Below are 18,909 nucleotides of genomic sequence, written 5' to 3'. Positions count from 1 at the left end.
CGGCGGGGACCCAGTCTGGGCTCCCGCCTTCGCGGGAGAACAAAGGGGTGCAGGTGACGGCCGTGTGTGCGTGATCACGTCCCATTAGCACCACCCCGGCGAAGGCCGGGGCCCAGTTGGGAGCCGGTGATGATGAAGGCCAGCACTCCGTTACAGCGACCTCTCCAACTGGACCCCGGCCTCCGCCGGGGTGGGGCGGGTGTTAGGCAAATGCACATCCCAAAGCGGCGCAGATAACAGCAACCATAGCGCCCCGACCCGAGCCCAGCGCCACCCCCTCCCGTTTCCCGCCTCGTCGCTGTAAAGCCCACCGATGACCCTCCTCCGTTACCTCGCCGCGCTGCTGCTCGCGATCACCGCGCTACCCGCCCTCGCGCAGGACGAAGCCAAGGTCGCGACCGTCGCCGCCAGCCTCACCAAGGCGTCGACGGAACTCCAGGCGATCGACGACGCCACGCCCGCCGCGCGCGACGACAAGGCGCGGCAGGCGCTCAGGGATCGCGCGCAGGTCGTGCAGACCACCGCCGCCGATGCGGTCCGCACGCTCACGCCGGAGATGGCGCTGGTCCAGGCGCGCGTCGCGGAACTCGGCGCCGCCACCCCGGGCGTGGTCGAGGCGCCCGAGATCCGGACCGAACGCCGGCTCCTCGCGCAGAGTCAGTCGGCGATCGACTCGGCGATCAAGCGCGCGCGCCTCATCGGGATCGAGGCCAAGCAGCAGATCGACGATATCGGTGCGGCCGAGGCGGAGGAACTCGGCCAGCAATTGTCCGAGAACACCGGCTCGCCGCTGTCGCCGACATTGTGGGCCGCGATCGTCGATCATTTCCCGCGGGATTCCGCGCGGCTGATGCGGTTCGTCAACACCGAGATCCGCCAGTTCGGTGCGCGGTTCGACATGCGCGCCGGAACCGGCCTGGCGATCGGCATACTCACCGCGCTGATACTGGTCGTGCCGCTGCGCCGCTGGCTGCACGGTGTCGGTCGGCGATATGCGACCAACCACGCCCCCGGTGGCCGCCTCCGACGTTCGGCCTATGCGCTGTGGCTGGTGGTGATCGGCACCGCGCTGCCGGGGTTTGCGGCGTGGGCGATCGTCGCGTCGCTGCGCTGGGGCGGACTCGTCTCGCCCGCATGGAGCCGGTTCGGCGCGATCTTCGTCGGGATCTCGTGGTTCGCGGCGTTCGTCTCGTCGCTCGGCGGCGCGCTGTTGCTGCGGAGCCAGCCGACCTGGCGGTTGCTGCCGATCGGCGACGCCGCTGCGCAAGCGCTTCGGCCGTATAGCTGGATGGCGGCGGCGCTGATCTTCGGCGGGCAGCTGCTGATCGCGACCAACCTGCTGATCGGCGTCAGCGCGCCCGCGTCGAGCGCCGCCAACGCGCTCGTCGCGCTGTTGCACATCGTCCTGCTCGGCGCGATCCTGGTGACGCTCGGCCGCCTGCGCGCCGCCGCGCTGCCCGATCCGGCCAAGCCCGCGCGCAACACTCTCCTCGCGATCGTCGCGACCTTGGTCTGGCTGGTGCTGGTCGCAGCGTTCTTCGCCGGGCTGATCGGCTATGTGAACTTGGCGCTGAAGGTCGCGACGTGGCTGGTCTGGGGCGCGATCGTCGGCGCGACTTTGTACCTGATGATGACCTTCACCGACGACGCCTGCCGGACGTTGCTGTCGAGCGGCAACCGCCTCGGCCGTTCGGCGAACAGTGGGTTCGGCGTCGACAACAAGACCGTCGACCAGATCGGCGTGCTGCTGTCGGCGGTGCTGCGGCTGTTGCTGATCATGCTCGCGGTCGGCGCGGTGATGGCGCCGTTCGGGGCCGGCGTGGGCTCGGCGTTCGAGCTGTTCGGCACGGTCGCAAACGGCATCACGATCGGCCAGGTCACGATCTCGCCGGGGGCGGTGCTGCGCTCGATCGCGGTGCTGTTCGTCGCGCTGGCGATCATGCGCGGGCTCCAGCATTGGCTGGTGAACAGCTACCTCCCGACCACCGCGATGGATGCCGGCGCACAGAATTCGGTGACGATGGTCGCGCGTTATGCCGGGATCATCGCCGCGGTGCTGTGGTCGCTCGGCGCGCTCGGGATCGGCATGGAGAAGCTGGCGGTGGTGCTCGGCGCGCTGTCGGTCGGCATCGGCTTCGGCCTCCAGGCGATTACGCAGAACTTCGTCTCCGGCCTGATCCTGCTCGCCGAGCGCCCGGTGAAGATCGGCGATCTCGTCCGGATCGGCAACATGGAGGGCGACGTCAAACGTATCAACGTGCGCTCGACCGAGATCGAGGTGGCGGACCGCTCGACGCTGATCGTGCCGAACTCGGAACTGATCACCAAGACGATCCAGAACATGACGCTGGCCGCGCCGATCGGTCGGATCCAGCTGCAATTCTCGGTGCCGCTCGAGGAGGATCTCGATGCCGTGCGGGCCATGCTGTTCGCGGCGTTCGCGGAAAAGCACGAGGTGCTCGATCACCCCGAGTCAAAGGTGTTCATCGACTCGATCGATGCCGGTCGCGCCAAGTTCAACTGCTTCGCCTATGTGGCCAGTCCCCGGGATGCCTATCCGATCCGCAGCGAACTGCTGTTCACGCTGCTCCGCCAGTTTCGCGAGGCGGGGATCGAAGTCGGCTCGACCGCGACCAAGATGGAGATCGTCGGTGGCACGCCGACCCCGTTCATGCCCGATCAAAGCCCCGATCAGAACAGGGCGTAGGGCAACGACACGCTGAAGCTCGACCCCGCCGCCATCGTCCCGCGCGGGCGGATGCGGATCGTGGTGACGGCCTGGGGTGCGACGGTCGGATCATAGCTCCAGCTCGTCCCGCCGTTCGCCGAGAAATCGACGTCGTCGGTCGTGCTCGCGGGGGTGGCATAGGTCACTGCCAGCGACGATGCGGGCGATCCTTCCGCGGTGGTCACGAACGCGGGTGAGGCGGTCCCGTCGCCGTCCAGCGCGACTGCGGCGCGGGTGGGCGTCGGCAGCACGACGGCAACCGAGTTGGCGTCGACGGCGACGATATCGGGGTTGGTCAGCGTGATCGTCGTGCGCTGTTTGCTGCCGGGGATCGCGCGCGGATTATTGGTGGCGGAGATCGGATCATAGGTCGTGCGGGTGGTGATGACGACCGCGACCGGCCTGGCCGAGACGATCATCGTCACGTCGACCCTGGCCGAGGTGACCGCGCTGCTCTGGTCGAGCGTGCCCGCACATAGCGAACCGACGCCGAGCAGCGAACAGAAGCGCCACTCCCAGCCGATCGTGAAGCTGCCCTTGTACGTACCCGGCGCGACGGCGGTCAGCGACGAGGGGCGGACATGGACCTGGACGTTGCGCGCCGTTCCACCGAGCAGTCCGAGCAGGTTGATGATGCCGCCATTCATGTAGACGAACGGCGTGCCGGGCGTGAACGGATATGCCCCGGCGCTGTCCGCAGCGACGACATAGCGGGCGGTGACGGTATCGGCGGCGTTGGTCGAGGTCAGCTTGAACCCGTCCGCGCTGGTCACCGTGGCACGCAGGAAATTGCCCGTCAGCAGCGATATGACCGTTCCCGGACAGTCGAATCCACCCGGCACCGCGCTGTACGGCGGCGCGCCATTGACCAGTGCGGGTGGCGAATAGGTACCGAGCGCGGTCGGGCCGGTGTTGGTGACCGTGCACGCCGCCCATGCCGATGACGGTGCGCAGGCAAGGACGGCGAAGAACAGTTTCGGCAATCCGGTCGTCAACGCGTCGCCCCCCAGGCATAAGATATGCGAGGAACCTTGGCCGGCATTCGTTAATGCGTTTTGAAGAACCTGATTCGGGTCTTTCCGCAGGTCGAAATGGTCTGCGATGCCTTGCCCGACGCGCCGAAACACTCGAAACAGCCGGCATGACGATCACCCCCTCCAAAGCCCGCCCCAGCAGCGTCTTGATCGCGAGCGTCGCCACCGCGGCGCTGGCGGGGCTGTTGTTCGGCTTCGACACCGCGGTGATCGCCGGCGTCACCGGCGCGCTCAAGGCGAAGTTCGCGCTCAGCGAGGCGTGGCTCGGCTTCACCGTGTCTTCGGCATTATGGGGTACGCTGATCGGCGCGCTGTTCGTCGGCATGCCTGGCGATCGCTATGGCAGCCGCAACGTGCTGCGGATGCTCGCCTTCCTGTACGTCGTCACCGCGCTCGGCTGTGCATTGGCGTGGAACTGGCACAGCTTCCTCGGCTTCCGATTCATCAACGGCATCGCGATCGGCGGCTCGTCGGTGCTGGCACCGGCCTATATCGCCGAGCTGGCGCCGCCCGCACAGCGCGGCAAGATGGTCGGCGGATTCCAGTTCGCGGTCATCCTCGGCATCCTGCTCGCCTATGTCTCGAACGCGGTCATCGGCTCGCTCGGGCTCGGCGATGTCGAGTGGCGGTGGAAGCTCGGGATCGTCGCAGCGCCGTCGCTGGTGTTCTTCGCGCTGCTGTTCCGCATTCCCAATTCGCCGCGCTGGCTGCTCGCCAAGGGGCGCGATGCGGAAGCGAAGGACGTGCTGGCGATGGTCGGGATGAGCCCCGACATCGCGCGGCGCGAACTCGATGCGCCGAAGGGCGACGCCAAGCTCTCCTGGTCGCGCCACCGCAAGCCGATCACGCTCGCCTTCCTGGTCGCGATGTTCAACCAGTTCAGCGGCATCAACGCGTTCCTCTATTACCTCAACGACATCTTCAAGGCGTCCGGCGGCAGCCTCTCGCCCGATCTCCAGGCGGTGATGATCGGTGTCGCCAACATGGTCTTCACATTGCTCGGGATGCTGCTGATCGACCGGATCGGGCGGCGCACGCTGCTGCTCTGGGGCTCGGCCGGCATGACCGCCGCGCTCACCGTCGGCGGGCTCGCGCTGCTGGGAGTCCTGCCGAGCTGGCTGCTGCTGCCGTCGCTGATCGTCTTCATCATGTTCTTCGCCCCCGGCTCGGGCGCGGTGATCTGGGTGTATATCTCGGAAGTGTTCCCGCAGAACGTCCGCGCGCGCGGATCGAGCATCGGTTCGTCGAGCCATTGGGGCTGGAACGCGGTGATCGCGCAGGTCTTCCCCGTAGCCGCAGCCTGGTCGGCGGGCGTGCCGTTCCTGTTCTTCGCGGCGATGATGGCGGTGCAGTTCGTGACCGTGTTCTTCTACTTCCCGGAGACCAAAGGCGTGCCGCTGGAAGACATGGATGCACATCTGGCGCGGTGAACGGGCATAATCCTGCGACAATTGCCCTTTAGTCGAGCCCCTTGATCGAGGGCGATCATCGGGAAATAGCGACTATGCGTACATTGGGTCTGGTTCTGGCGGTAAGCGCGCCTGCGATGGCGGCGGCGCAACAGGCCCCGTCGACGCCTGCCTCGCCCGCACCTGCCGCGCAGGCTGCCGAAGAGGACGAAGCCGCCGATGCCGAGGAGATCGTCGTCACCGGATCGCGCAAACTGCCCGGTTCGGTGATCGGCGATATCCCGCCCGACCAGAGCCTGGGCCAGGCCGAGATCCGCTCCTACGGCGTCAGTTCGATCTCCGACCTGCTCAGCGAACTGAGCCCGCAGACGACCAGCGGCCGCGGCAGCGGCGGTGCGCCCGTCGTGCTGCTCAACGGGCGTCGCATCTCCAGCTTCAGCGAGATCCGCGACATTCCGACCGAGGCGATCCAGCGCGTCGAGATCCTGCCCGAGGAGGTTGCGCTCAAATACGGCTATCGCGCGGACCAGAAGGTCGTGAACTTCGTCCTGCGCCGCCGCTTTCGCGCAGTGACCGCCGAGGCGACCGACAAGATGCCGACCGAGGGCGGCAGCAACACGCCACAGGGCGAACTCGACCTGCTCAACATCGCCCGCGATCGCCGGGTCAACCTGCATGTCGAATACACCTCGACCTCGGCGCTGACCGAGGCGGAGCGCGACATCACCCCGCCTGCCAGCACCGCAGTCGGCGCGAACGGCGCAATCGTCGATGCCACGCCGTTCCGCAGCCTCCAGGCCGCGACCAGCACCTTCACCGCGAACAGCGTGTATGCCCGCAACATCTTCGGCAACATCGGCGCGACCATCAACGGGCGCATCGAATCGACCGACAGCCGCAGCCTCAACGGCCTGCCCGTCGCCGCGCTGACTGTGTCGGATGGCACCGTCGTCAACCGCGCCTTCGACGACGAGGGCTTTCTCCCGCTCGCGCAGCGCGTGTCGTCGATCGCAGCGCATCTCGGCACCACGCTCAACGGCGATATCGGCACGTGGCGCTGGAACGTCACCGGCAATTACGACCGCAGCGACACGCAGACCTTCACCGACACCGGCGTCGACGCGACCGCATTCCAGACGCGGCTGACCGCCGGCGATCCGACCGCCAGTCCGTTCAATCGCCTTACCGCGAGCGATATCGGCGCCGCCCCCGGCAACCGCGCCTATGCCAGCCAGAGCACCGGCGGGGTCGATGCGGTGGCGAACGGCAACCTGTTCGACCTGCCCGCAGGGGCGGTCTCGACGACGCTCAAGCTCGGTGCGGAAACCGCCGATTTCAGCAGCCGCTCCTACCGCACCGACGATCTGCTCGGCGGTCAGGTGGCGCAGCGCGGCATGGTGTCGCGCGATACCGTCAACGGCCAGATCAACGTCGACGTACCGATCTCCAGCCGGTCGAAGGACGTGCTGCCGTTCCTCGGCACGCTGTCGGCGAACTTCAACCTCGCCGAGGATCACCTGTCGGATTTTGGCACGCTGACCACGCTCGGCTATGGTGCGAACTGGTCGCCGATCGACGGCGTCCGCGTGATCGCCTCGGTGACCGACACCGACGAGGCGCCGACCGCGCAGCAACTCGGCAACCCGTCGATCACCACGCCCAACGTCCGGATCTTCGATTACGTGCGCGGCACGACCGCGACCGTCACGACGATCAGCGGCGGCAATCCCGGGCTGATCGCGGACAACAACCACGTCAAGAAGGTCGGGCTGACGCTCAAGCCGTGGACCGCCAAGGACCTGTCGATCACCGCGAACTATGTCGAGAGTCGCGTCGAAAACCCGATCGCCGCCTTCCCGTCGGCAACGGCCGCGATCGAGGCGGCGTTTCCCGACCGCTTCATCCGCGACGACGCGGGCAATCTGCTGCAGGTCGATCGCCGCCCGATCAACTACGCCCGCAGCGAACGTTCCGAACTGCGCTGGGGAATCAATTTCTCCGCACCGCTCAAGTCGAAGATCCAGCGCGAACTGGAGGCGTATCGCGCAGGGACCGGTCCCAACCCGTTCGAGGGGATGCAGCCCCCCGGCGGATTCCGTCGTCCCGAAGGCGCCGGTGGTGCCGGTCCTGGGGCCGGCCGCGGTGCCGGTCCGGACGGTGGCCCAAGGGGCGGGGGCGGCCGTGGCGGCGGGCGCGGGTTCGGCGGTCGCGGGGGGCAGGCGGGCGGCCGCGTCCAGTTCGCGGTCTATCACACCTGGCACTTCACCGACCGGGTGCTCGTCGCGAACGGCGGCCCGAGCCTCAACCTGCTCGACGGCGACGCGATCGGCAGCAGCGGCGGCCAGTCGCGTCACGAACTGGAGGCGCAGGCCGGCTACACCAACAACGGCCTCGGTGCGCGCATCTCCGCCAACTACGCGACCGGTACGCGCGTCAACGGCGGCACCGCCGCCGCGCCGGAAACGCTCAACTTCGGCGGCCTCGCGACCGCCAATCTCCGCCTGTTCGCCGACCTCGGCCAGCGCCTCGAATGGGTCAAGGCGCGCCCGTGGCTGCGCGGCATGCGGATCAGCCTGTCGGTCGAGAACGTCCTCAACACCCGCCAGCGCGTGACCGACGCGACCGGCGCGACGCCGAACAACTACCAGCCCGATTACCTCGATCCGCTGGGCCGCACCGTCAGGCTCAGCATCCGCAAACTGTTCTTCTGATCCCATCGGCGCGCGGTCGGCGGCTGGCACGGACTGCGCCGGAGCGGGGCGTCGATCCTTCGGAATTCGACCCATCAATCCTGTTGCCCGCCGACGAAGCCCGCCTATGCTGCGACGACATCATTCGAATTCGGGGTATCGTTCGACCATGACACGCAAACTGAGCGCGCTTGCCGGCGTCGCTGCAATCGCCCTCGTCTCGCCCGGCCTCGTCTCGCCCGCCCTCGCGTCCGGCCAGGCGCAGCGGCCGATGCCCGCAGCCAAGCCCGCCCCGGTTGCCGACCTCGTCAAGTCGGTGGATATTCCCTACCAGCAGTTCACGCTGAAGAACGGCCTGCGCGTCGTCGTGCATACCGATCGCAAGGCGCCCGTCGTGGCGGTGTCGGTCTGGTATAATGTCGGGTCGAAGTTCGAACCCAAGGGCAAGACCGGCTTCGCGCATCTGTTCGAGCATCTGATGTTCAATGGCTCCGAGAACGCACCGGGCGATTTCTTCGAACCGCTGAAACAGGTCGGCGCGACCGACTTCAACGGCACCACCTATTTCGACCGCACCAATTATTTCGAGACGGTGCCGACCGCGGCGCTCGACCGCGCACTGTTCCTTGAATCCGACCGGATGGGCTACCTCACCGGCGCGATCACGCAGGGTGTGCTCGACGAGCAGCGCGGCGTCGTCCAGAACGAAAAGCGCCAGGGCGACAACCAGCCCTACGGCCTGACCCAGTACAAGATCACCGAGGGTCTGTTCCCGGCGGATCACCCGTACGGCCACACCACGATCGGCTCGATGGCGGATCTCGATGCGGCGTCGCTGCAGACCGTGAAGGACTGGTTCAAGGATCATTACGGCCCGAACAACGCGGTGCTCGTGCTCGCCGGCGATGTCGATACGGCGACCGCAAAGCGTCTCGCCGAGAAGTATTTCGGCGGCATCCCCAAGGGGCCCGAAAGCATCGTGCCGCCCGCGCCGATCCCGGCCCTGCCTGCGCCGGTGAGCGAGACGATCAAGGACCGTGTCGCCGCGGTGATGATCAGCCGCAACTGGGTGGTGCCCGGCCTGAACGACAAGGACGGCACCGCGCTGGACGTCGCGGCGGGCGTGCTCGGCGGCCTCGCCAGCAGCCGGTTCGATACCGCGCTGGTCAAGAAGGAGAAACTGGTCACGCGGATTTCCGCCGAGAACAGCAGCTTCAGCCAGCTCGGCATGTTCGAGATCCAGGCGATCGTCCGCGAGGGCGTCGACCCCGCGCTGGTAAACAAGCGGATCGACGAGATCCTCGCGGACTTCCTCAAGAACGGCCCGACCGCCGACGAAGTCAGCCGCGTCGCGACGACGACGGCGGCGCGCAGGATGGAGGGGCTCGAATCGGTCGGCGGCTTCGGCGGCAAGGCGGTCGCGCTGGCCGAGGGCGCGCTGTATTCGAACGATCCGGGCTTCTACAAGAAACAGCTGCTGCAACTCGCGGCGGAGACGCCCGCCAGCGTGCGCGCGGCGGCGGCGAAGTGGCTGTCGCGTCCGGCCTATTCGCTGACCGTCGTGCCCGGCGCGCGCGATGCCTATGCCAATGCGGTCGTCCCGCCCAAGGCCGATGTGGTGCCCGCCCCCGAAGCGCCGCCGAAGGGCACGCGCGGTGCCTTGCCGGCGGTCGGTACGGTCGCGGGGCTGAGCTTCCCGAAGGTCGAGCGCACGCGCCTGAGCAACGGTATCGAGGTCGTCTACGCACAGCGCGACGCGGTGCCGGTGACGCAGGCGGTGCTGAGCTTCGATGCCGGCGTCGCAGCCGACGCGCCCACCAAGCTCGGCACGCAGAAGCTGACGCTGTCGATGATGGACGAGGGCACCGTGACGCGCGATTCGGTCGCCTTGGCAGAAGCCAAGGAGCGGCTCGGCGCGGATATCGGCTCGGGCGCATCGAACGACCGGACCTTCCTGTCGTTGCAGGTGCCGAGCGCCAATCTCGTACCCGCGGTCGACCTGTTCGCGGACATCGCGCAGAACCCGGCGTTCGCCGATGCCGAGGTCGCGCGCGTCAAGAACCAGCAATTGGCGCAGATTGCGCAGGAACTGACCAGCCCGCAGGGGCTGGCGACGCGCGTCCTGCCCAAGCTGCTCGGGCCGACCTCGCCTTATGCCAAGGCGCAGGGCAGCGGCGATCCGAAGGCGGTGGCGGGGCTGACGCGTGCCGACCTGATCGCGTTCCAGCAGGCATGGTTGCGGCCGGACAAGGCGAAGATCTTCGTCGTCAGCGATCGTCCGCTGGCCGAGGTGAAGGCGGCGCTCGATGCGCGGTTCGGGACATGGCGGCCGACCGGCGCGCCCGGTGCCAAGGCGTTCCCCGCGACCGTAACGCCGTCCACGCCGAAGATCGTGCTGATCGACCGGCCGGACAGCCCGCAGTCGCTGATCGTCGCCGGCGTGCCGACCGGCTTGAAGGGCACGCAGGACCTGTTGCCGATCGCGACCGCAAACGACGCCCTCGGCGGCAGCTTCCTCGGCCGCGTCAACATGGACCTGCGCGAGACGAAGCATTGGTCGTACGGCGTCTCGGGCCGGTTCCAGCAGAACGAGCAGGCCGCACCCTATGTCCTGTCGGCACCGGTGCAGGCGGACCAGACCGGTCCGTCGATCGCTGCGCTTCGCGACGACATCGGCGCGTTCCTCGGCAAGGAGCCGATGACGCAGGCGGAGTTCGACCGCGCGATCAACGGCGCGATCCGCTCGCTGTCGGGCAATTTCGAGACGTCCGACGCGGTGCTCGGCGCGATGCAGCAGAACGACCTGCTCAAGCGGCCCGACGATTACTACGCGACGATCACGCAGCGCTATCAAGGGCTTAACCTGCCGCAACTCAACACAGCGATCCAGCAGGCGCTCGATCCGAAGAAGACGATCTGGGTCGTGGTCGGCGATGCGAAGACGGTGCGGCCGCAACTTGACAGCATCGGCCTGCCGGTCGAGGTCATCCCCGCGGCGTCGGTTGCCGGCGCCAAATAATTGCAGAGCCCGGGCGTTCCGGGCGGTGCTTCAGGAGAGAGAATAATGGCAAACGTCGATGGCAGCTGGGATTGCGTGGTCAAATCGCCGCTGGGCGACCAGAAGATGACGCTGACCGTCAACAGCGCCGGCAGCACCTTCACCGGCGCGGTATCGGGCGCGATGGGCGGCATGGACGTCACCGGCGAGGTCGATGGCGACACGATCACCTGGAAGCAGAGCATGACCGTGCCGATGCCGATGACGCTCGACTGCAAGGCGACCGTCGAGGACGACGTCCTCAAGGGCAGCGTCGCGGCCGGCGCCTTCGGCAGCTTCCCGCTGACCGGCACGCGGACGGCGTAATGGGGTAGTCGAAGAGCGTGACACCTGACCCGCCCAAGGCCCCGTCATCCCAGCGAAAGCTGGGATCTCACCGAGCGGCCACCAGCAACCGCCAAGCGGGAGACCCCAGCGTTCGCTGGGGTGACGGTCTTTGGCGGAGGGTGATCACGCGATCGATCCACTAGCTACTATGGGAGGGGCTCGTATTTCCGTACGGAAAGGCGAGCCTTTTTCTTTTTCGGTCCGGGAGGGAAGGAAGAAGAAAATGAAGTTTACGCCCCGTCTGCTCACCGCCTGCGCGTTCGCTGCGCTGGCTGCCCAGGCCCTGCCCGCGACCGCCCAGAATTACGACGAACGCCCCGCCAAGATGGCGCCGCGCGACGTCGGCTATGATTACGTCCGCAAAGTCGTCGAGATTCCGATGCGCGACGGGGTGAAGCTGCATACCGTCATCATCGTGCCCAAGGGCGCGAAAGACGCCGGCATCCTGATGACGCGCACGCCCTACGACGCCGACGGCCAGACCAAGGTCGACAGCGGCACCTATGCGGGGATCCTCCAGAACGGCGATGGCGCCGGCGACGTGATCGCTGCGGCCGGCTATATCCGCGTGATCCAGGACGTCCGCGGGATGCACGGGTCGGAGGGCATCTACATGATGAACCCGGCGCGCGCCGGCACGGCCCAGAACCCGACCAAGACCGACGATTCGACCGATACCTACGACACGATCGACTGGCTGGTGAAGCACGTCCCCGAGTCCAACGGCCGCGTCGGGATCAGCGGGATCAGCTATGACGGCTTCCTGCCGCTGATGGCGCTGATCAACCCGCACCCCGCGCTGAAAGTGTCGGTGCCGATGAACCCGATGGTCGATGGCTGGCGCGGCGACGACTGGTTCCACAATGGTGCGTTTCGCGAAGGCATGATGCCATACATCCTCGGCCAGGAGGCGACCAAGGACGCCAGCACGCCGTGGATCACCGACACCGCCGACGACTACGACTATTACCTCAAGGGCGGATCGGCGGGCGCGATCGGCAAGGCGCAGGGGCTCGAACAGCTCGGCTTCTGGCGCAAGATCACGCAGCATCCCGCCTATGACTCGTTCTGGTCCACGCAGGCGATGGACACCGTGCTCGCGGGCCAGCCGCTGAAGGTGCCGACGCTGATCGTCGGTGGCCTGTGGGATCAGGAGGACATCTACGGCGCGCCCGCGGTGTATCGCGCGCTCGAGCCCAAGGACACCGCGAACGATATGGTCTATCTGTCGATGGGCCCCTGGTATCACGGCCAGGAGGTGCGCGACGGCAGTGCGCTGGGCGCGATCAAATGGGATGCCGACACCGCGAAATGGTGGCGCTGGCACGTCCTCGCGCCGTTCCTCGCGCATTATCTGAAGAGCGACCAGCCCGCGATGGACGTCGCGCCGGTGACGATGTTCCAGTCGGGCCGCAACGAGTGGCAGAAGCTCCAGAGCTGGCCGACCGCCTCCGCGGCGGGCACCCCGCTCTACCTCAAGCCCGGCGGCGCGCTCGGCTTCCAGGCGGCGGGCGGCGCGGCGACGACCGCGGACTATATCTCCGACCCTGCCGCCCCGGTCAGCTACCGCGTGCGCCCGACGCTGCCGACCTATGCGAGCGGATCGACGTGGAAACAGTGGCTGGTCGACGATCAGCGTGCGGTGTCAGGCCGCCCCGACGTGCTGACCTTCACCACCGACGCGCTGACGACGCCGACGACGATCGCCGGCGTTCCCGAGGTGAACCTGACCGCCTCGACGACCGGTACCGACAGCGACTGGGTCGTGAAGCTGATCGACGTGTATCCGGACGTCTATCCCGGCGACAAGGCGATGGCGGGCTATCAGCTGTCGGTCGCGATGGACATTTTCCGCGGGCGCTACCGCGAGGATCTGGCCGTCGCCAAGCCGATCGCCGCCAACGTACCGCTCAAGTACAAGTTCGCGCTACCGACCACCAACCACGTGTTCCTGCCGGGGCACAAGATCATGGTGCAGGTGCAGTCGAGCTGGTTCCCGCTCTACGATCGCAACCCGCAGACCTTCGTGCCGAACATCTTCTTTGCGCAACCCAAGGATTACGTGAAGGCGACGCAGAAGATCACCGTCGCGGGCCCCGACGAAAGCTATATCAGCCTGCCGCTGGTACGCTGAACTCCTGCATCGCCCCGGGTGCGATCCGGGGTGATGTAAGGAAATGACTATCCTGCATATATTGGCGTTTGCTCGCGTAACTGGTTCTTAGGAGGCGGTGGGGCATGGACCTGTCGCACAACAGACCGGATCGCCGATGATACGCCTCCCCCTGATCGCGCCAAACCCGCCACGCCTGAGCGAGCATCTCGATGCACTGCGCCGGGTCGAGGCATCGGGGGTGTTCAGCAACAACGGCCCCGAGGTGCGCGCGTTCGAGGCCGGGGTGACCGACACGCTGTTCGGCGGCCACGGTGCGTGTCTCGCGGTCGGCAATGCCACATTGGGGCTGATGCTCGCGATCCGTCACGCATCGGGCATGCGGACGGGGGGGCTCGACCCGAAACAGGGCACGCTGGCGCTGATGCCCGCGCTCACCTTCGCCGCGACCGCGCAGGCGGCGGCGTGGGCGGGGCTGACGCCGCTGGTCTGCGATATCGATCCGGACGACTGGGGTGCCTGCGCGCTGGAGGAGGAGCGGTTGCTCCAGCGACACGGCGAGCGGATCGGCGTGGTCGTGCCCTATGCGACCTTCGGCAACGCGATCGACCTCGACCGCTACGTCCATTTCCAGCGGCGCTACGGCGTCGGCGTGGTGGTCGATGCGGCCTCGTCGCTCGGCACGCTCGACGATGCGGGGCTGGGTTTCGGCGCACGCGCGCCGTTCGCCGTGGTGCATTCGATGCACGCGACCAAGACATTCGCGGTCGGCGAGGGCGGGCTGATCCACAGCGGCGACGTCGACCTGATCGCGACGCTGCGCTCGATGGGCAATTTCGGGTTCGAGGGCAGCCGCAACGCCACGCTGCCGGGGATCAACGCCAAGCTGCCAGAGATCACCGCGATCATCGCACAGGCCAAGCTCGCCGAGATCGATGCGGTCACTGACCACCGCGCCGTGCTGGAGGACGCCTACCGTACGACACTGCCCGATTTTCAGTTCCAGGCGGTGTCGGGCCGCCGCCGCGCGATGCAGTTCATGCCGGTGCTGCTCCCCGAGCATATCGCACACCACCGCGACGCGATCGTCGAGAGCATCGAGGCGGACGGCGTCGGTTGCGGCCGCTATTTCAGCCCGCATCTCGGCGAACAGCCCTGGTTCCAGGCAACCGCGATGATCGAGCCGACCCCGGTCGCGGACAGGATCGCCGGGCGGATGCTGTCGCTGCCGATCACCGACGCGATGTCGGTCGAGGATGCGCGGCGGGCGGCGACGGCGCTGGCCTCGGCATGCGCGGCGATTCTCCGGCCACGCGATCGGCGGGCGTCGGTGCGCGGCCCCGGTGGTGCCATCGCCTCGGTCGTCGTGATCGGCGGCGGTCCCGCCGGGACGGCGATGCTGACCTCGGCGACCAAGCGCGGCCTGCTGCCCGATCTCGCCGCATCGGGGCTGATGGTGATCGAGCGCGGCAACGCGATCGGTGGCGGGCGGCTCGGACGCTATGCGATCACCTCCGATTCGACCGCGCAGACCTTCCTGACCGCGGTGCGCGACAATGTGCATCCCGAACTCGCGCGGCTGGTCGATCATCCCGCCGGGCGTGCGGTCGCCGCGCATGAGGGTGCATTGGGCGTGCCGCTGACCGAGGTCGGGCCGCTGTTGCGCGCAACCGGCGACCGGCTGACCGACATCGTCCGCGAGAATGGCGGGACGGTGCTCACCGGACATGAAGCGCTGGGTGCGAAACGTGTCGGCGACGGCTTGTGGAGCGTACAGGTCCGCCGGCTGTCGGATGGCCATGTGTTCGACCAGCTCGCGCGCAACGTCGTCGTCGCGACCGGCGGTCACCAGCCGCTCGACCGGCTCGCGACGCAGCGCGTTGCGGGGGCCAGCCTGGTCGATCTCGCAAGCGGGCGCCTGCTCCAGTCGGACGACGTGCTGACCGTCGGTGGGTTCGAGAAGGTCGCCGATATCCTGACCGGCAAGCGCAACCCGAAGATCGCGGTGATCGGCGGCTCGACCAGCGCGCTGACGACGATCGCGCTGCTGCTGAAGAGCCAGCCGGCGCTGCCGCTCGGGGCAGGGGCCGTCACGCTGCTGCACCGCCGGCCGCTGCGCCCCTTCTATCATTCGGTCGAGGCGGCGCATGCCGAGGGGTTCACCGATTTCGGCCCCGACGACATCTGTCCGGTGTCGGGGTTCGTCTACCGTCTCGCCGGCTTCCGCCTCGAGGCGCGCGATCTGGTGCTGCGGATGCTCGGCATCGACGGTCGCGCACCCGATCCTCGTGTGACGCTGCACCGCATTTCGGGCGACGACGACGCACGCGCACGGGCGACGATCGAGGAAGCGGACCTGGTCGTTGCCGCGCTCGGCTATCGCCCGATCGGCATGCCGATCGCCGATCGCGACGGGACCCAGATACCGCTCGCGGCGCATGACGGGCAGCCGATGGTCGACCGCCATTGCCGGATCGTCGATGCCGACGGTGCGCCGATCCCCGGGCTGTACGGCCTGGGACTGGCGGCGGGTTTCGTGCCATGGGGACCGCTTGGCGGCGAGAGCAGTTTTTCGGGGCAGGCCAATGGCTTGTGGCTATGGCAGAACGATGTGGGGCTGATGATCATCGATCAGGTGATGGCGTCGAAAGCCTTGGCGGCAGCGTGACGTCGCGCGATCGAAACGCCGATCCCGCGGTCAGCGTGGTCATGGCCGCGTATAATGGCGCCGGTCTGATCGAGGAGACGCTCGCCAGCCTCCAGGCGCAGATTTTCGGCGATTTCGAGGTGATCGTGGTCGACGACTGCTCGACCGACGACACGCGTGAGGTGGTGCGCGCCTGGCCCGATCCGCGCGTGCGACTGGTCGTGATGGCGAAGAACGGCGGCCCGGTGCTCGCGCGCAACCGCGGTTTCGCCGAGGCGCGCGGGCGCTACATCGCTGCGCTCGACCACGACGATATCTGCCGCCCCGATCGCTTCGCGCGGCAAGTGGCGTATCTCGACGCGCACCCCGACACCGTGCTGCTGGGCACCGCTGCCGAGCTTTTGACCGCCGGCGTGGTCGGCCCCTCCAGCTATGCGCCGACTACCACGCCGGCGCTGGTCGCGTGGCTGACCTGCATCGAGAATCCGCTGGTCTGGTCATCGACGATGATGCGGACCGAGGTGGCGCGGCGGCTCGATCCGGTGACGCGACCCGAGCTCCTCTATGCCGAGGATTTCGACCTGTATCAGCGGATCCAGCATTTCGGCGCGATCGCGCGGCTCGACGAGGCGCTGGTGCTGTACCGCGTCCATCCCGGCGGCGTCTCGAAGCGCTTCGTCGATACGATGGAGGCGGCATCCGTCCGCGTCCTGACCGAACGCTATGCCCGGCTGTTCGACGATCGTGCGGAGCGGGTCGCGCGGCTGATCATGCTGCACAACATGGCCAAGCGCCCGGTCCCCGATCGTGCCGCGCTGGCGATGCTGGGCAGTGCGCTGAGCGTGATCCAGGCGGACTTCTTGGCCACGCACGACTGTTCCGCGCACGACATCCGCCTGATCCGTTGGGAAACGGCGCGACGCTGGGGCGATATCGGCCGGGCGGGTCTGCGCGCGGGAACGGTGCGGCTGGCGGACGTGCTGGCGGTTCGGCCCGATCATCTCGGGCTGGGCTATGCCGGACTTGAGGCGCTGCTGTGGTCGGGCCTCATCGGCGGCGTCCGCCGCGCGCGCCGCCGGATGGAACAGAGCCGGATGGCGCAGACTGCGGAGTAGGGGAATCACCGCCGTCGCGGCGGGAATCTGAACGCCAGTCGCGGCGATTGCTCGTACGTAACCCCTAGCCTCAATCCGTCACCCCAGCGAAAGCTGGGGTATTTGACGTGTTAGGTGACGCCCGCCAAACCGGGATATCCCAGCTTTCGCTGGGATGACGATAATGAGTCGAGATGACCGCTAAAAGCTCAGACCTTCGCCGCGTAGATCATCCGGCCGGCACCGAGCCGGGCGAACACCTGGTCCAGATCGCGCTCGCCGACCGCAAAGCAGCCCTGGCTGCGGCCGAGCATGCCGTGGGTCTCGATCATGTCCTTGTTCGCATACCAGGCCGAATGCACGACGATCGCACGGTCCAGCGCGTTGTCGTTGGTCGGATCGAGCCCGATCAGGCGCTGCGAGCGGCCATGCTTGCCGACATAATATTCGTCGGTGACGAACGCGCCCTCCGACGAGGCGTTCGAGCCGAAGCGGTTCGAGAAGCGCTCCAGATACCCGGTATGCGCCGGATCCGAACCGCTGCCGTGCGCGACCAGCAACGACGTGCTGCGCCCGCTGGCGAGGTCGACGAAGTGGAACCGCGGCTTGCCCGACGGTGCCGCGAAATCGGCGATCGCGATCCGGTCGTGGTGCTGGATGCGGCTGCCGTGACGGCTGAGCGACGCCATCGCCTGGCGCAGCAGGTCGGGACGAACCACCTTCGGCGACGTCACCGCAACCGTGGTGCGTGGCAGCGGTGGCTGCGACATCGGCTTCAGGTCGCGCGCCGTCAGCGGGCGGCCGAGCCGTGTCGTTGCGGAGACGGTACCCGGTACCGCCAGAGCCCCCGCCAGTACCAAACCGTTCTTCAGAAGCGCGCGTCGTTCGCGCACAAGACCTTGCTCGTCGTGCATCGATTTTCCCGAAATTGCCCCAGTTCCCGTGAACCGGGTATAGCCGATTTTCGGTGAATATTCTGCAACCATTTCCACTGGTTGTGGGTCCGTTCCCTCGAACTACCCCGGCTTGGGGTCGGTTCGTCGACTCAACTCTCGCGGCGGCACATTCCAGAGAATCGTGCGTTGGGCGAATTATCGAGACGGATTTCGAGACTCAGGTGGCAGACGGTAGGATGAGCAGGGTGGTACGATCGGTTGCGGCAATGGGGCTGGCCTTCGCGCTGTTGGCGGGCGCAAACCCGGCTCTGGCCGCGTCTGCCGCCGCGATCGCCGCGCTGCCGATCGAGCAGGCCGCGACCGAACTCTCGCCCAACCAGTTCGTCTGGAAGGACAATGGGTCGAGCGAGCCGGTCAGCATCGTCATCAGCCTGCTGGAGCAGCGCGCCTTCGTCTATCGCGGCTCGACGATGATCGCGGCGACGACCATTTCCAGCGGCAAGGACGGCAAGGACACGCCGCTCGGCACCTATCCGATCCTGCAGAAGAACGCGGTCCACAAGTCGAACCTGTATAACGATGCCTCGATGCCGTTCATGCAGCGGCTGACCTGGGACGGCATCGCGATCCACGCCGGCCGGAACCCGGGCTTCCCTGATTCGCACGGCTGCATCCGCGTGCCGCTCGGCTTTGCCAAGCAGCTGTTCGGGGCGACGACGCTGGGGACGACCGTGACGGTAACGGACGATTTCGAGGGCGGCGTGATGCCGGAGCCCCCGGTCCCGGATCAGGAAACCGCGATCGCCAATTTGCGCCAGTCGGTCTCGCTCGATCGGTGATTGCGGATAGGCGAAGGCAGTAATCCCTTCCTTGTTCTCCCGCGAAGGCGGGAGCCCAGACTGGGTCCCCGCCT

At 67.4% G+C, this 18,909-nt stretch carries 11 protein-coding genes; 9 read left to right on the top strand and 2 right to left on the bottom strand.

Annotated features, from left to right (window positions below; genetic code table 11):
* Positions 1-313: 313 nt before the first annotated feature.
* Positions 314-2,707 carry a DUF3772 domain-containing protein gene (locus H8S47_RS17695; RefSeq protein ID WP_187505094.1) on the top strand — a complete coding sequence of 798 codons (2,394 nt, stop codon included), beginning with the start codon at positions 314-316 and terminating at the stop codon, positions 2,705-2,707.
* On the opposite strand, the gene H8S47_RS17690 is transcribed toward H8S47_RS17695, so the two are convergent.
* A complete protein-coding gene (locus tag H8S47_RS17690; protein ID WP_187505093.1) occupies positions 2,692-3,723 on the bottom strand; it encodes a protein CsuE in 1,032 nt (343 codons plus the stop codon). The genes H8S47_RS17695 and H8S47_RS17690 overlap by 16 nt on opposite strands.
* Positions 3,724-3,869: 146 nt before the next feature.
* On the opposite strand from H8S47_RS17690, the gene H8S47_RS17685 reads away from it, so the two are divergent.
* The 7 genes from H8S47_RS17685 to H8S47_RS17655 all read left to right on the top strand — a co-directional run bounded on the left by H8S47_RS17685 (position 3,870) and on the right by H8S47_RS17655 (position 17,121).
* On the top strand, positions 3,870-5,192 hold the full coding sequence (locus H8S47_RS17685; RefSeq protein WP_187505092.1) for a sugar porter family MFS transporter: 1,323 nt from the start codon (positions 3,870-3,872) through the stop codon (positions 5,190-5,192).
* A 74-nt stretch (positions 5,193-5,266) separates the two neighbouring features.
* Positions 5,267-7,882: a porin family protein gene (locus H8S47_RS17680; RefSeq protein ID WP_187505091.1), complete on the top strand. Its 2,616-nt coding sequence runs from the start codon at positions 5,267-5,269 to the stop codon at positions 7,880-7,882.
* Positions 7,883-8,030: 148 nt separating this feature from the next.
* Entirely contained in the window at positions 8,031-10,880 is a 2,850-nt protein-coding gene (locus H8S47_RS17675; RefSeq protein ID WP_187505090.1) for a M16 family metallopeptidase, read from the top strand.
* A gap of 45 nt (positions 10,881-10,925) precedes the next feature.
* Entirely contained in the window at positions 10,926-11,225 is a 300-nt protein-coding gene (locus tag H8S47_RS17670) for a hypothetical protein (protein ID WP_056052504.1), read from the top strand.
* A 244-nt stretch (positions 11,226-11,469) separates the two neighbouring features.
* The gene (locus tag H8S47_RS17665) at positions 11,470-13,380 is read left to right on the top strand and encodes a CocE/NonD family hydrolase (protein ID WP_187505089.1); all 1,911 of its coding nucleotides are present in this window, start codon (positions 11,470-11,472) and stop codon (positions 13,378-13,380) included.
* Positions 13,381-13,516: 136 nt separating this feature from the next.
* Positions 13,517-16,027, top strand: coding sequence for a DegT/DnrJ/EryC1/StrS family aminotransferase (locus H8S47_RS17660; RefSeq protein ID WP_187505088.1), 2,511 nt, complete (start codon positions 13,517-13,519; stop codon positions 16,025-16,027).
* Positions 16,024-17,121, top strand: a complete 1,098-nt coding sequence (locus tag H8S47_RS17655; RefSeq protein ID WP_328805611.1) for a glycosyltransferase family 2 protein — start codon at positions 16,024-16,026, stop codon at positions 17,119-17,121. Before H8S47_RS17660 ends, H8S47_RS17655 begins: the two co-directional genes overlap by 4 nt.
* A 188-nt stretch (positions 17,122-17,309) precedes the next feature.
* Here H8S47_RS17655 and H8S47_RS17650 read toward each other — a convergent pair whose 3' ends face one another.
* Positions 17,310-18,014: a murein L,D-transpeptidase catalytic domain family protein gene (locus H8S47_RS17650; RefSeq protein ID WP_187505086.1), complete on the bottom strand. Its 705-nt coding sequence runs from the start codon at positions 18,012-18,014 to the stop codon at positions 17,310-17,312.
* Between the two features lie 227 nt (positions 18,015-18,241).
* Here H8S47_RS17650 and H8S47_RS17645 point away from each other — a divergent pair, with 227 nt between their 5' ends.
* On the top strand, positions 18,242-18,835 hold the full coding sequence (locus tag H8S47_RS17645) for a L,D-transpeptidase family protein (protein ID WP_328805610.1): 594 nt from the start codon (positions 18,242-18,244) through the stop codon (positions 18,833-18,835).
* The last annotated feature ends 74 nt before the right edge of the window (positions 18,836-18,909 follow it).

Origin of the sequence: Sphingomonas albertensis (assembly GCF_014358075.1) — a bacterium.
Classification (GTDB): Bacteria; Pseudomonadota; Alphaproteobacteria; order Sphingomonadales; family Sphingomonadaceae; genus Sphingomonas; species Sphingomonas albertensis.
Note: the sequence above shows the minus strand (reverse complement) of the source record. Positions and strands in the feature narration are given on the sequence as shown.